At 65.3% G+C, this 14,223-nt stretch carries 13 protein-coding genes; 3 read left to right on the plus strand and 10 right to left on the minus strand.

Annotated elements, in window-relative coordinates; all coding sequences use genetic code 11:
* Window positions 1-57 precede the first annotated feature (57 nt).
* Window positions 58-1,536, plus strand: coding sequence for a glycosyltransferase family 87 protein (locus CH293_RS09635; RefSeq protein WP_094720109.1), 1,479 nt, complete (start codon window positions 58-60; stop codon window positions 1,534-1,536).
* Between the two features lie 256 nt (window positions 1,537-1,792).
* Here the strand turns inward: CH293_RS09635 and CH293_RS09640 are convergent, their stop codons facing one another.
* The 9 genes from CH293_RS09640 to CH293_RS09680 all read right to left on the minus strand — a co-directional run bounded on the left by CH293_RS09640 (window position 1,793) and on the right by CH293_RS09680 (window position 11,734).
* Window positions 1,793-3,040 (minus strand): TerD family protein, encoded by a 1,248-nt coding sequence (locus CH293_RS09640; protein ID WP_170945196.1) that lies wholly within the window; start codon window positions 3,038-3,040, stop codon window positions 1,793-1,795.
* 68 nt (window positions 3,041-3,108) lie between these two features.
* On the minus strand, window positions 3,109-3,333 hold the full coding sequence (locus CH293_RS09645; protein WP_094720075.1) for a helix-turn-helix transcriptional regulator: 225 nt from the start codon (window positions 3,331-3,333) through the stop codon (window positions 3,109-3,111).
* Window positions 3,333-3,890: a hypothetical protein gene (locus CH293_RS09650; RefSeq protein ID WP_094720074.1), complete on the minus strand. Its 558-nt coding sequence runs from the start codon at window positions 3,888-3,890 to the stop codon at window positions 3,333-3,335. Before CH293_RS09650 ends, CH293_RS09645 begins: the two co-directional genes overlap by 1 nt.
* A 114-nt stretch (window positions 3,891-4,004) precedes the next feature.
* Complete coding sequence (locus CH293_RS09655; RefSeq protein WP_094720073.1) at window positions 4,005-4,766, minus strand: ESX secretion-associated protein EspG; 762 nt, start codon at window positions 4,764-4,766, stop codon at window positions 4,005-4,007.
* Entirely contained in the window at window positions 4,763-6,202 is a 1,440-nt protein-coding gene (locus CH293_RS09660; RefSeq protein ID WP_094720072.1) for a hypothetical protein, read from the minus strand. The genes CH293_RS09655 and CH293_RS09660 overlap by 4 nt, the downstream gene beginning before the upstream one ends.
* 107 nt (window positions 6,203-6,309) lie before the next feature.
* Complete coding sequence (locus CH293_RS09665; protein WP_037109800.1) at window positions 6,310-7,122, minus strand: hypothetical protein; 813 nt, start codon at window positions 7,120-7,122, stop codon at window positions 6,310-6,312.
* Window positions 7,119-9,446: a phosphoribosyltransferase gene (locus CH293_RS09670; RefSeq protein ID WP_094720071.1), complete on the minus strand. Its 2,328-nt coding sequence runs from the start codon at window positions 9,444-9,446 to the stop codon at window positions 7,119-7,121. Before CH293_RS09670 ends, CH293_RS09665 begins: the two co-directional genes overlap by 4 nt.
* Complete coding sequence (locus CH293_RS09675; RefSeq protein ID WP_037140974.1) at window positions 9,443-10,600, minus strand: HpcH/HpaI aldolase/citrate lyase family protein; 1,158 nt, start codon at window positions 10,598-10,600, stop codon at window positions 9,443-9,445. The genes CH293_RS09670 and CH293_RS09675 overlap by 4 nt, the downstream gene beginning before the upstream one ends.
* A gap of 30 nt (window positions 10,601-10,630) precedes the next feature.
* Window positions 10,631-11,734, minus strand: coding sequence for a hypothetical protein (locus tag CH293_RS09680; protein WP_094720070.1), 1,104 nt, complete (start codon window positions 11,732-11,734; stop codon window positions 10,631-10,633).
* Window positions 11,735-11,982: 248 nt separating this feature from the next.
* Here CH293_RS09680 and CH293_RS09685 point away from each other — a divergent pair, with 248 nt between their 5' ends.
* Window positions 11,983-12,558: a TerD family protein gene (locus CH293_RS09685; RefSeq protein ID WP_019665152.1), complete on the plus strand. Its 576-nt coding sequence runs from the start codon at window positions 11,983-11,985 to the stop codon at window positions 12,556-12,558.
* 125 nt (window positions 12,559-12,683) lie between these two features.
* A complete protein-coding gene (locus tag CH293_RS09690; RefSeq protein ID WP_037109792.1) occupies window positions 12,684-13,781 on the plus strand; it encodes a DUF475 domain-containing protein in 1,098 nt (365 codons plus the stop codon).
* A 3-nt stretch (window positions 13,782-13,784) separates the two neighbouring features.
* On the opposite strand, the gene CH293_RS09695 is transcribed toward CH293_RS09690, so the two are convergent.
* Complete coding sequence (locus CH293_RS09695; RefSeq protein ID WP_052059261.1) at window positions 13,785-14,072, minus strand: LuxR C-terminal-related transcriptional regulator; 288 nt, start codon at window positions 14,070-14,072, stop codon at window positions 13,785-13,787.
* Between the last annotated feature and the right edge of the window lie 151 nt (window positions 14,073-14,223).

Below are 14,223 nucleotides of genomic sequence, written 5' to 3' on the forward strand. Positions count from 1 at the left end.
CTCGCGCCGGATCTTCGCTCGAACAGTGCCCGGGATCTACCCGCCACGTCGGACCCGATGGCGGCCGAACTCACGGCCGCCATCGGAGGCCCCGCCGGTCGGCACGCGCTGATCGGCAGGCAACGCTTCCTCACCCCGCTGCGGGTTCTGTTGCTGCTCGCCGTCGTGTTTCTCGCGTTCGGCTGGTTCGCGAAGGCGGGCTGTATTCAACAGGCTCCCAACGGTCCCGACGGAGAACTCGGGCTCGACTGGAGCGGCAGCCGTCAGTACGTGGCGATGTGCTACTCCGACACCGTGCCGTTGTTCGGAGCCGAACGTCTCGACGAGGGCGCCTTCCCGTACAAGAAGTCCTGGGAAGAAGTAGCTGCCGACGGCACGACCCAGATCCGCTACATGGAGTACCCGGTGCTGTCCGGGCTGTACCAGTACGGGTCGATGGTCGTGGCCGACGCATGGAGTGCGGTGTCCTGGTTGCCGCAGGCGCTCCCGGTCGCCGTCTACTTCAACGTCGTCGTCATCGGCTTGGCCATCGCCTGGCTGGTGACAGTGTGGGCCACCGCCATATCCGCCGGACGAAGAATTTGGGACGCCGCCCTCGTCGCCGTGTCGCCCCTCGTCGTGGTCCATGGCTTCACCAATTTCGACGCTCTCGCAACCGCTTTCGCCGCCGGCGCGCTCCTCGCCTGGGGTCGCAAGAAACCGATCCTCGCAGGTGTTCTGCTGGGGCTCGGCGGCGCCGCCAAGCTGTATCCCCTCCTGCTGCTCGGACCGCTCCTCGTGCTGTGCTGGCGCGCCGGAAAGATGAGGGAATGGGGACAAGCCACCTGCGCGGCCGTCGCAGCCTGGCTCGTCGTCAATCTTCCCATTGCACTGCTCTATCCGAGCGGATGGTACGAGTTCTTCCGCCTCAACTCCGCCCGCGGCGCCGACCCCGACTCGATCTACAACGTCATCACGTCCTTCACCGGCTGGGGCGGCTTCGACGGCACCCTCTACCCCGGCGACAAACCGTTGGTACTCAACGCCGTCACCCTCGGACTCTTCGCAATCGTCTGCGTCGCAATCGCCTACATCGCAGTCAACGCCCCCATGCGCCCCAGGTTGGCGCAGCTCTGCTTTCTCGTCGTCGCGGGATTCCTTCTGACCAACAAGGTCTGGAGCCCCCAATACTCGCTGTGGCTCGTACCGCTCGCGGTCCTCGCACTGCCGCACCGCCGACTGCTCCTCGCCTGGATGACCGTCGACGCCCTCATCTGGTTCCCTCGTATGTACTACTACCTCGGCATCGGCAACAAAGGCGTGCCCGAGCAATGGTTCACCGCCGCAATCGTTCTCCGCGACATCGCCGTCATCGGCCTCTGCGCACTCGTTGTCCGGCAGATCTACCGACCCCAGGAAGACCTCATCCGTCGCAACGGCACCGACGACCCCATCGGCGGCGTCCTCGACCACACCCGCGACGTCCACCGCGTCTCGACCGGTACCCCTGCACCCCGGGGTGGCGGCTCCGGTTCCGGCCTGGGCCCCATTTCCTGACCGAACGTGGGGTTCGGTCAGTCAGACTGACTGAAGTCCGCTTTCGCTCCGACCTGGGGCCCGTCCTTTCGCTCCGGGCGGGGCTGCGTCCGGGGCTGCGACCGGAATGGGCAGTCGGCCTCATCTTCTGACCGAACGTGGGGTTCGGTCAGTCAGACTGACTGAAGTCCGCTTTCGCTCCGACCCGGTTGCCGTCCGGGCGGGGCTCGTCCGGGCGCCCCGACCGGGAGGGTCGGGGCGCGGCGGGGCGAGGTTGTCAGGGCCGGATGTAGGGCCCGAGTTGAGGTACGGCTTCGCCGGCGTGTTTGGCGTTGATGCCTTCGCCGATGGCCTGGAGTTTCCAGTTGCCCCCGTCGCGGTAGACCTTGGCCATGACCAGGCCGGTGAACGGCATGCCGCCTTGCAGGGTGAAGCGCGCGAGTTCGGCGTTGTTGGTGTCGTCGACGAGTCGGCAGAAGGCGTTCTGGATCTGCTCGAAGGTCTGCCCTCGGTAGGAGGTCACCGTGAAGACGATGGCTGTGATCTGCGGGGGTACGCGGGTGAGGTCGACGTTCACGACCTCGTCGTCGCCTTCTCCTTCGCCGGTGAGGTTGTCGCCCTGGTGCAGGATGGATCCGTCCTTGGCGCGGAGTTGACCGTAGTAGACGACGTCGGCGACGTTGTTCCCGGCGAACATGATGGCCGATGCGTCGAGGTCGATGTTGCCGCCTTTGCCGCCCCCGCCGAAGAAGCTGGTCTTCTTCGGTGCCTGGACAGGGTCCCAGCCGAGTCCCATGCGGATGATGGTCAGGGCGACTCCGCCGTCCTTCTTCAGCGTGACCTTCTGGCCTTTGCTGAGGCTGACGGGGCGTGCTTTCGTGAGGTTGACCTCGGGTGGACCTGCGGGCGCGGCGGGTGGCGGCGGCACGGGCGGCGCTGCCGGAGCTGGTGTCGGCGTGGGAGCTGGTGTTGCGGCTGGAGGCGGTGTCGGAGCTGCGGGGGCAGCCGGTGCATCGTCGACGGATACACCGTGGTCGGTTACCAGGGCCGCGAATCCGCCGGCATACCCCTGCCCGACGGCGCGGACCTTCCATGCTCCGGCGCGACGGTAGATCTCGACTGCGATGACGATGGACTCGCTGCTCAGGCCGTCGATGGTGTAGTGGTAGAGGGGATTTCCCTGACCGTCGCTCACGTACGCTGCCGGGGGTGCGGACCGGCCGAAGTTGGACGATGCATCCTCGAGCGTGATGACCGCGCGAATCTGCTCGATGTCCGCCGGAATCTGCGCGAGCGACACGGCGAGCTGTGCCGGTTGCCCGGCTTGGCCGGAGACCAGCCGAACGCCAGGTCCGGTCGGCTGGTTGAAGAAGACGAAGTCTGCGTCGGTTCGCACCTTTCCGTCCGCCGTCACCAACAGGGCGGACAGATCGGCGGGCGCGGACAGTTGCACAGAGACGAGAACATCGGCTGCTGTGATCGGGCCGTTCTGACCCTTTGCCAAGGGTTGGCCGGGAGCAGACATGAAAGAAGTCCTTCGGTCGGATGCGGATGCTGCACACCAATGTACTGGGTGGATTTGTCCGGATGGGGCTACTGCGTCCGGACGCTGAACAGGTCGCCGGGCGTGCACCCGAGCGCGAGGCACACCGCCGTCAGTGTGCTGAACCGAATTGCTTTGGCTCGGTCGTTCTTCAGCACCGACAGGTTCACGACGCTGACGCCCGCGACACGGGAGAGCTCGGCCAAGGTCATTCCGCGGGCATCGAGTATCTCCCCGAGATGGCAGGTGATCAGGTGTTCGGCGGGCTCACCCATCAGACCAATCCCTCGGTGTCCTCGACGAGCTTCGTGCCCTGTTGGATTGCTGCGTAGACGAATTGGAGGAATGCGGCGACCGCAATCGCGATCCAGACCCCGTCGAAGCTGGCCGCAGTGTCCAGTACATCGGTCAGCTCGAGCGATCCCAGGACAGAGTTGGTGCCCATCTGCCGCAGCATTCCGGTGAGGAACGGGTAGAGCATCAGAACGACGGCCACCACCGTCAGGTCAACTGTCGCGCCCTTCCCGAAGGCCCGGCCGTCGATCACTCGGTCGCAGAACCGATACAGGAATGTCATCCCCACCAGCAACAGAACCAGTCCGACGACTATCTCGGAGTATCGGAAGAAATCGATCATTCCCATCAGGCGTTGCACGTCGGACTTGGCGAATGCCAACTCGACCACGTTTCCGGGCTGGAGCTCACCGCCGTAGAGGCCGACGACGGGAGTGTCGACGACGGGCTCGACCGAGACCCGAATGTAGGACGACAGCCCGTACTCGAACAGCCTCCACGCCGACCAGCCGACGGCGATCAGGGCATAGATTGCCATCACTATCCGGTTCGATCGTCGCGATCCCAGTGACGAGCCCATGACAACTCCATATCGATAGTCGATAACAACGAATATCGATATAGTATCGAGAATCGTTATGGTGTCAACGGGTCATCGAACCGCCGTGGCTTTCCCGACGAGTCCCCGCACCTCCGATACCAGCTCCGACACCGTCACCGGAATCACGCTGATGATCGACGTGTGCCGGATCATGTAGCGCCCGTCGTCGGCGAAATCCACCCACTGCACACCGGTCGTTCCTTCGGTCAGCCTGCTGTCCGGTGCCGGGCCGGCGCACACCAGGATCTCGCCTGCACTGGACGGTGGACGGGAGAACAGACGCTCGTAGCGGTCGTCGTTGCTCGTGCGCGACATACTCTGCAGCAGAGGTGATCTGTCCGTGCCGCTCTCGGTGGCGGGCCGGCTCACATCGATCCGCGGGCCGGTGCCGCGCACCACGTTCGGCAACACGTCCACCACGGCACGCACACCTCGGAAAGATTCCATCGTCTCCAGAGTGATGTCGCCGCCGGAGCGGTCGTCGATGCCGGGTGCCTGCGTCAGAACGACGGCTACGTCGTGTCCCACGGCTGCGTGCGCGCGCAGTTTCGTGTGCGCGGTGTCTCCGGTCCTCACGTGTCCGACGAGTTCCACCCGCACAACCGGCTCGACGATCGTCCGGATCGCGAAACGAAGATCCTCGTCCAGGATCTCGAGCGCGGCAGTCGTGGCCTCGTGACGTCTGCGGTGATAGTCGGCAGCGGAGTCGGCCATCGGACGATGCTGCAGGGGGAACGGCAGGCGGTCTCGCCCGGATTGCTCGAGAAGCATCCTGAACACGAGACCGTCGAGTGTCCAATGCCGAAGTGTCACTCTCCGAGCACCGGGGGTGCCACGAGCGGAAGCGATCCGATCAGTTCGTCTCCGTTCACCGCGTCGATCAGGTAGCCGGGTGTCTGATGGACATCGTCGTCGCCACCGCCCCCTCCGCGGCCTGCAGCAGGGGCCATGCCGCCCATACCCATTCCCGGGGTGCCGGGACGTCCAGCCGTCGCTCCGGCTGCCCCGGCGACACCGCCGCCTCCGGCCGCTCCCAGTCCGCTCCCGGACGGGCCACCGACCGACGAACCTCCTCCGAAGCCGCCTGCGCCCAGGCCGCCCGGACCCAGGCCGCCGCCACCGCGTACGCCGCCGGAGCCACCGGAACCTCCCGAACCGAATCGCGAGCCTGCGCCGTTACCTCCCGGCCGCCCACCGGAACCGCCCGGCGCGAGTGCTCCGCCGACCGGTGATCCCGCTGCTGCGCTGCTGGTGGACGAGGGTGCGCCGGTGCCCTGGGCTCCGCCGTTTCCCTGCCCGGTACCGTACGAGCTCGAATTGGTTTGGCCCGCAGGCGATGCAGCGGATTCTGCAGGCGCCCAGCTCGATGCCTCCGTGGAGGGAGCCTGCTGTGTCGCGGGTGAGCCGGCGCCGCCTGGGGTCGCAGTACTCGTCCCAGCGCTGCCGGGACCGGCGCTGCCTCCGGACATACCGCTCCACCCGGAACCACCGGAATCCGGCCGAGACGCGCCAGGGTACGAAAAGGTAAGCCCCTCGGAACCGCTCAACGGATTCAGTGCGGGCGGAAGAACCGGAACCTGAACGGCCGCTTCGCGAATGACGGGCGCATACTGCGTCTTCATCACGGTACGAGCAGCCTCCTCCGCTTCTTCGTGGAGGTGTTGGAAACTCTTCAGGTCGCCGGGCAGCAGTGTTCTGGTGAGCCAGGATCCCACGTCGAAAATCTTCTCGCCGGTGCCATAGGGAACGGGCGGAGGCAGGGCCGCGCGGGTGGCGTTGACTCCGGCCGACGTCGCTTGAACTTTCTGCGAAAGACCGTCGGCGGCCAGCATCAATTCGCCTGCCGAGGTCGCGTAGCGATCGACACCCTGCCCGGCGGCCTCGGCCGCGACGCCCTGCCAGTTGGTCCCGACCTGGTTGGTCACCTTCAACGCGAAGGCGGCGGCGTCGGTTGCAGCGTCGTTGCCCAGGATTCGCCAGTTGCCGGACGTGGCGTCGATGTGCTCGGCCTGAAGCGCCTGCGCTTTGCTCCAGATGTCCTCGTGCGACATGACCTCGAACGGGTCGTCGTCGACGGCCCTGCCGTCGTACACCGCGGTGTACCCGAACTGCGCCATGGCGTTGTCTCTGATCTCGGCCCCGGCCTCGCGCGCCCGGTCGGAGCCACCATTGAGTGCGAGATCCATGCCGCGGGGGAGGCTGATCATCGATGCTGCCACCGCCTCCGTTGTGGCCGGCTCCGGATTCACCGCCCGCTCCGGTCAGGTCCGCTCGCGTGCATCCCCATGACTGCCCCCTGTAGTGGTCCAACCAACTTCTACGCAACCCTTTGCCTAGTTGGACGCACCGGAGACGCTCACGGTTCCATGTGCTCCGCGATTCGCCCGAAAAACCAGTCGAGGATCTCCTCGCCCGCGCGTCCGCCGGTTGCGGTGGTGACGGTCAAGCCAGGTGGACGGAAGTTCAGTGCATCGAGTTCGCCGTGCGCGGGCCGAATGGCGTGGTCCGCAGCGAGCAGCATGTCCGCATCGAGTGCGCCGTCACCGGCGGCGAGTGCGATGGATTCCGGCCTCAGAAGTCCGTCGTCGACGGCGCGGGTGCGGACCTCGGCGACTGCGCGGCTCTTGCTGACCACGTCGGGCATCGAGTAGATCTTGCGGCCCTGCTGAGAGACGTTCCATCCACGCGCGGCGCACCACTGCGACCAGTCGTCCATGAACCCGGCGGGCACAGCGTCGGGCTCCACGACGAGGTAGCAGAACAGGTCGTCGGCGGTGCGTCGTTTCAGAACCCAGTCGCCGTCGGCGCGTGCCGCGAGTTCCTGCTGAACGGCCGGTAGGTCGACGTCGTCGAAGGAGGCGCGCCAGGAGGCGTCGGGCACGCCGTCGACCAGGATGTTGCCTCCGTTGCTGGTGATGGCGTACCGCCACGGTGCGCCGGGCAGATCGATCCTGTCGAACTGCTCGACGGTCCTCGTCGTCGTCGGGACAACGACTGCCTCGGAGGCCAGTTTCCGGAGTAACTCCGTCGAGCGCATGCTCATGTAGGACAACGGCCCGCCGTCGTACATCTCGACGCAGGTGACCGAGGCGTCTATCGGAAAGCCCAGTGCTGCCGACGAATAGATCATCGTTCGATCCAGGTCCACCGAGATCAGGGCAGTGCTCACGTGACGTCCTTGATCAGTCCCATGCAGGAGTACGCGAGATCGGGAACTTCGACGACGGGCACCCCCCTCGCCTCGGCGAGCATCCGAATGTGCTTGTGCTCCGGAGCATTCGAATCACGTACCAGGACTCGCCAGGGAACGCGCCGCAGCAGGACCCTTGTCGTCTCGCCCACTCCGGGCTTGACGAAGTTGACGTGCGAGATGCCGAATTCCTCACGCACCTTCTCCACCGACGCCCACCCGGTCCACGTCGGCGTCCGATCCGACTCCCCGATCGTCGACGCCTCCGCGCTGGCCGCGTCGCGTACGTCGGCGAACTGTGCGGAGACGGTGTCGAGTAGGTGGTTGGACACGTCGTCGGCGGCGAGTTCCGCGTAGTACTTGGCTCCGTGGAAGTCGCCGTCGCGGATGAGATCTGCGTTGAGGACGGTGCGTGAGACGAGGCCGGACACGGTCGAGTTGAGGCAGGCCGACGCGATGAGGAAGTCGTCCCTGGTGCCGTAGGTTCTCGCGCAGTGGCCGGGGTCGGCCAGTACGGCGAGGTCGTCGTCGAAGTCGGCTCCGTCGAATTCGGCCAGTGCGGCCGAGAGTTCGCGCGCGATCGCGCCCTTGCCGGTCCAGCCGTCCACGAAGACGACCGAACGTGGGTCGTGGTGGTCGGAGAGGTATTTCAGTGCAACGGAGTCGATTCCGCGATCGCGCACGATCGACACGGCGTAGTGCGGGATCTCGATGCCGTGCATCTCGTGAGCCCAGCGACGCATCAGGATTCCGACCGGTGTGCCTGCGCGTGCAAGCGATGCGAGAACGATGTCGTGTCCCCGCTCGGCCAGTACGAGTTCGGTGACGGTGCCGACGGCAAGCGCCAATCGAGACGCGCTGTCGTGCAGCACTTCTTCGAACAGCTCGCGGTAGGCGGCATCGGGTTGGTACTCGACGGGCAACGATTCGGCGTAGTGGGCCGTACCTTCCTGGATCTTGCGCTCGCGTTCGGCGATGTCCGCTTCCAGCGAGATGTCGGAGAGGTCCTTCAGTAGCCACGTCACCTCGTTCGGTGCGTAGGACCCGAAGGCCGGTCCGGTCAGGGGTTCTGCCCGTCGGGACACGATGAGCCGCTGTGGGTCCGCACCACGGACCACGACGACCAGGATGTCGGAACCGGATGCGGCCAGAACGTCGGCGACTCCGCCGGATGCGAACAGACGGTCGGTGTCCGCGGGTGCGTCGACGATCAGCACGATCTGTGCGTTCTTCGGCCCCGACGCGTTGTAGACGTACCGGTCCTGGGCTTCGCCGTCTTCCGGGGCGAGGAACTTGAACCCTCGGCGCAGGGGGTAGCTCGGCTCGTCGAGTACGTAGGCCGGCGATCGGGTGGTGGTCTGGAACAGTGCCGGATGGCCGCGGTCCGACAGTGCCGCTGCGACTTTCAGTGGCAGGTACATCAGTTCCTCGTGCCCGAGTACGACGACCGGCCGCCCGGGCTCGAGTGCCGATGCCACGGCGTCGGCGACCTCGGTGGTCGCAGTGAGGAACGACGCCGTGTCTCCGGCACGGAAACCGTGACGGCCACCGTCCGGAACGGTCTCCGGCCAGTGTGCGGCGACTCGCGTGATGGTGCCTGCGTGGTCGGCGACGGGGTTGTACGCCGGTTCCGGCAACGCGACGACGGAGTCGATCAGGTTGTCCGCCAGCGCGACACGGCCCTGGGCGAGGCTGACCGAGTCGAGCGTGACTCCCAGTTCGTCGGCCACGGCGGCGGATTCCGCGAGATGCTCGTCGGTGCGCATGTCCACGAGCGAGGCGATGACGTACCGGGTGCGTGGTGTCACGGCGTGGAGAGCTCGGACAGCGTCGAGTGCTGTTCTACCGGTCGATATCTCGTCGTCGACGAGAACGAGTGGCAGCTGTGGGTCGAGAACGCCCGGCGAGGTGGGCAACAGTTGGTGATCGGTGGCGTGGGAGTGGCCTTCCTGGAACTCGGCGTACACCCCGGTTCCCGGCACGTCTCGCCGCGTCGAGTGCAGGTAGCAGTGCGCGTTCAGGCGTGCGGCAACACAATGGCCGAGTCCAGTTGCGGTTTCCGCGAAACCGAGGACGTCGACGTCGGATCCGCCCACTGCTTCGAGAACCAGGTCTCCCAGTGCGTCGGCAGCACCGGTCACGACGGATGGATCGACCGGAATGTGTTTGCCGAGTACCTCCGACACCAGCAGGTGTGCTCGGCGGGGATTGCGCCGCAGTCCCGGTCGAACGAGCTCCTCGATGGTCCAGTCCGACGAGGTGCTCGTGGTGGTCAGGTGTATTCCCGAGGTCGGGTCGGTCATCGTTCTGCTAGCTCTTTCAGTAGTTCGACGAAGGTGATGCCCTCGTTGGTCACCCCGAACGCGCGGGCGCGCAGCAGGGTCTGATGCGCCCAGTTGCGGTGCGGGCCGAGCTCGTTCATCTTGTTTCCGTATCCGGACGCGCGCACACCGCCTGCGTCGGATTCCAGGATGTCGAGAGCGTCGTGGTATTCCTCGTGGGTGACAGCCGACAGCGCGTGCACCGCCGCTACGTGCGACGGATGGATGACGGTCTTTCCCTGAATTCCGTTGGCGCGGTCGAGGGCAACCTCGCGGAGCAGTGCGTCGAGGTCATGGCTGACGAGTTGGTGGCGGAAGCGCACGGCTTCCTGCTCGGCGAACGGTGTCTGGCGGAGCATGGGCCGGAACATGCGTTCGTGGTCGGCGAAGTACTCCCACACCGGTCCGGTGATGACGAACCCGGATTCGTTGCTCCGGCCCAGGTGGTTGACGATGGCGCTGATGACGTCGGCGACGACGCGGACGTCGTAGATGGTGAGGTCTCGGTCGCGGCGAATTCCGAACATTCCGCACATGTCGGTGGCTCCGATGCGCACGGCGAGGATCTGTTCTCGATGATCCTGCAGCAGAGCGCGGATCGCGACGAGCTCGGTATCGCGGGTTTCGCGGAACACCACCTCCGGTGACTCCAACACCGGCATCGAGAACAGACGCCGGCCGAGACGAGTGGAACCGCGAACGACCTCGTCGAGGAAGGCACCTCCTCGTGCGGCGGTGAACTTGGGAATCACGAACCCGGCCAACGCCGACGCGTCGGTGCGGAGCGAGGTGCAGATGCGTTCGATCTGCTGCGCGGTTCGTGCACGGACGAACACGAGCGAGCCGTGGACGTCGTCGGCGGCGAGGCCGTCGAGCGTCGCGACCGCGTTGTCGATCGCCTCTTCGAGGTTGTGATCGGCGACCGCGTCCTCGAGATCGATCACGAGCGAGCACACCCCCTCTGCACTGCGCTTGATCAACGTCTCGGTCAGGTCCGCGCGGGTCGCAGGCATGTAGAGGGTTGCTCCGAGACCGACGGCGACGAGGCCGAGATCGCCCGCGGTGTCGATCTTTTCCGGCGCGTGCAGGAACAGTCGATCCAGGACTGCCCCGTCGAGATGTCTGAAATGTTGCACCGAGATCCTTCGCAGGTAGTGACAGGTGATCTAGCGAGCCGAGCCGCGCATTCGGTCGATCACCCCGGAGATGAAGCCGGAAATACTTCTCAGGTCCTGGAGGTAGGACCAGTAGTCGGGGTGTGTTCCTGTCAGCGTTGCGGTTGCACGGTCGATTCGAGCCAGCTGAGCATCCAACACCGACCCCCATTCGGCAACCAGGGAACGATTGACGGCGAGCTGTTGTGCATCTCGTAACTTGAAGCGCACCGCGCGTTCTTCGCCTGTTGGGTCGAGTTTCACCTCGCGCAGCAGTTCCAGGCGTTCGGTGACGGCGTCGACCAGTTCCTCGGCGTCGGACAGGTGGCTACGCGCCTGGGCGATGTAGTCGAGCGCCTGCTCGGGGTTGGACGAGGAGAACGAGGCCCGGGCTGCGGACAGGTCCTCCTCGGCTTGCTCGATGTGCCGGGCGCTGTGCTGTTCGTTGTGCGACAGGTCCGCCGAGCTGGCGACATTGAACTCGCGGAGCAATGCGGAGAATGCGGGGGCGAGGCGGTCGAATCGGGTGCGAACCGCTTCGACTCTTGTTTTCACCGACGTCAGCGCAGCCCTCGCCTCGGCGGTGCGCCCTGGTGCCGCGGCAACTGCGGATTCCAGCTCTTCGGCGGCTTCCCGTACCGCCGCCGCGGCGGTACGGGCGCGCACGGCGTCGTTCGAACTCATTGCGGTGTCGAGGTCAGCGACCGCGGTGTCGACGGCGCGCCACGCCGAGCGAATCGAGGGGTAGTCGATGAATGCAGGATCGGCCGATGCGACGGCCAGTTGGGCCTTCTCGGCCAGAGCTTTGGCGTCCTGAGCCAGTCGCGGTGTCGCGGCGAGCGCGGATCGTGCCTGCTCGAGGTCGTCGCGATGGGCCGCGTAGAACCGGTCGACGGCTTTGGCTGCCTCGCCCAGCAGGTGGGCGGCGTTCTGGAATGCCGCTTGGGCCGGCCCGGTCACGATGCCGTCGTACTGTTCCATCGCCGCGAGGTATGCCGCGCCTGCGTCGAAGCAGGCCTTCTCGGCCGGTGCCCACGCGGCGGTCGGATCCCGATCGGGGTGCATCGAACGGACGGCGTCGACGCCGGACGACGCGATGGACTGGCGCTTGTCCATATCGAGAAAAGCAGCAACGGCCGTGCTCTGCGCCTGGGATGCTCGAGTCTCGCGCGCACGCGGATCCGTCTCGCCCGAGCGGCGGAAGAGTCCAGGTCGGCGACTTGTCACCAGCCCGATAGTACTGACGGGAACTTCGCGGTGTGTGGTGCGCGTTAGCGTTGTGAACCGAAGACGAAAGTGACCAATCGGGCACGCGAGACACTACGGTGTTCCTCGGAAGGGGAACTCACGGCGAAAGGAAAGTCATGGGCGTCAGCCTCAGCAAGGGCGGCAATGTCTCACTCACGAAGGCAGCTCCCAACCTGACCGCAGTCACGGTCGGCCTCGGATGGGACATCCGGTCGACGACCGGAACGGACTTCGACCTCGACGCCAGCGCCATCGCGCTCGGTGCCGACAAGAAGGCTCTCAGCGATCAGCATTTCGTGTTCTTCAACAACCTGAAGTCCCCCGACGGTTCCATCGAGCACACCGGTGACAACACCACCGGTGAAGGCGATGGCGACGACGAGCAGATCAAGGTGGACCTCGCCGCTGTGCCGCCGAACGTCGACACGATCACCTTCCCCGTGTCGATCTACGACGCCGACGCACGCTCGCAGTCGTTCGGTCAGGTTCGCAACGCGTTCATCCGCGTGATCAACCAGGCCGACCAGTCCGAGCTGGCCCGCTACGACCTGAGCGAGGACGCGTCGACGGAAACGGCCATGGTGTTCGGTGAGCTCTACCGCAACGGTGCAGAGTGGAAGTTCCGCGCAGTGGGCCAGGGATACGCGTCCGGCCTCGCCGGAATCGCCCGCGATTTCGGAGTAAATGTGTAGTAAAGCCCAGGTCAAGATTGGGACTACCCCGCCTCTTCCTTCATGATTGAGGCGGGGTTTGTCGTGTTTGCACACAGCCCGGTTCGTCCCAATACCTGCGCCGGCTACAGAAAGGCCACACGCCCGTGGTTCTACGCATCTTCGGTTGGTCCATAGGCGTCACCATCGTCTCGGTGATCGTCGCCTTCCTCTACGGCGGCTGGCAGGCACTGTTCCTGGTGCTGATCCTCGGCGTTCTCGAGGTGTCGCTGTCCTTCGACAACGCGGTCATCAACGCCACCGTCCTTCGCCGCATGAGCGAGTTCTGGCAGAAGATCTTCCTCACCATCGGCATCATCATCGCTGTCTTCGGTATGCGCTTGCTGTTCCCGCTGGTCATCGTCTGGGCCGCGTCGGGTCTCGGCCCCGTCGCCGCCATCGATCTCGCCCTCAACCCGCCGCCGAACGACGCCGCGTACTTCGACGACGGCCGACCCAGCTACGAGACACTCCTGACCGACGCGCATCCACAGATCGCGGCGTTCGGCGGCATGTTCCTGCTGATGCTGTTCCTCGGCTTCATCTTCGAGGACCGCGAGATCACCTGGCTCAGCTGGCTCGAGAAGCCTCTCGCGAAGATCGGCAGGCTCGATCAGCTGTCCGTCGTCGTCGCCAGCATCATTCTCGTCCTGACGGCCGAGTTCCTCGCCGAGGACGAGAAGATCTCCACGGTCATGGTTGCCGGTGTGCTCGGCATGATCACCTACATCGCCGTCAACGGCCTCGGCGAGTTGTTCCACGTCGAGGAAGAGGGCGAGGAGGGCTCGGGCGGACCGAGTGAGCTTGCCAAGGCAACCGGCAAGGCCGGCTTCTTCCTGTTCCTCTACCTCGAGGTCCTCGACGCGTCGTTCTCGTTCGACGGCGTCATCGGCGCGTTCGCCATCACCGCGGACCCGATCATCATCGCTCTGGGCCTCGGCTTCATCGGCGCGATGTTCGTTCGGTCGATCACGGTGTTCCTGGTGCGCAAGGGAACGCTCAGCGACTACGTATACCTGGAGCACGGTGCACACTGGGCAATCGGTGCACTGGCGATCATCCTGATGGTCTCCATCGGCGTGCACATCAACGAGATCGTCACCGGGTTGGTCGGTGTGTTCTTCATCGGTGCAGCATTCATCAGTTCAGTGATGAGGAACCGAAAGCTCGAAGCCGCAGGCACCGACACACACCTGCACGTGTAGTCCTCACCAATCGTCGAGCTTCGTATGGCCGTCCTGTAGCGCACGCGCGAACAGGGCGGCCTTCGTCGGTGCAGGCCTGCCCACGGCGGAGTACTTCTGACGAATCCGGGTCAGGTGAGTGTTGATGGTTCCCACGGAGATGTGGACGGATGCGGCCGCGACGGTTTTCGAGTCCGACGCGAACCAGGCGATCATCACTTCCACTTCCCGCGCGCTGAGCGGTGGTCTGCGATACACGTGCTTACTACGTTCTCCGATCGGTGAAACGGACGTCGGTGGTTGCGTACGCATCGGTGCAACGAACACGGAAAATTACCCCCAGACGAGAAGAATCCCGGACTTGAAAAACCATCGATGACGCCCGACCGCCGTGGTCCGATCCTGTAGCCGGAACGGCGGTCTGGCCAGTCCAACCAGGGGGTCCGTACAGGTCAATACACCG

This window comes from Rhodococcus sp. 14-2470-1b (assembly GCF_002259415.1).
Lineage (GTDB): Bacteria > Actinomycetota > Actinomycetes > Mycobacteriales > Mycobacteriaceae > Rhodococcoides.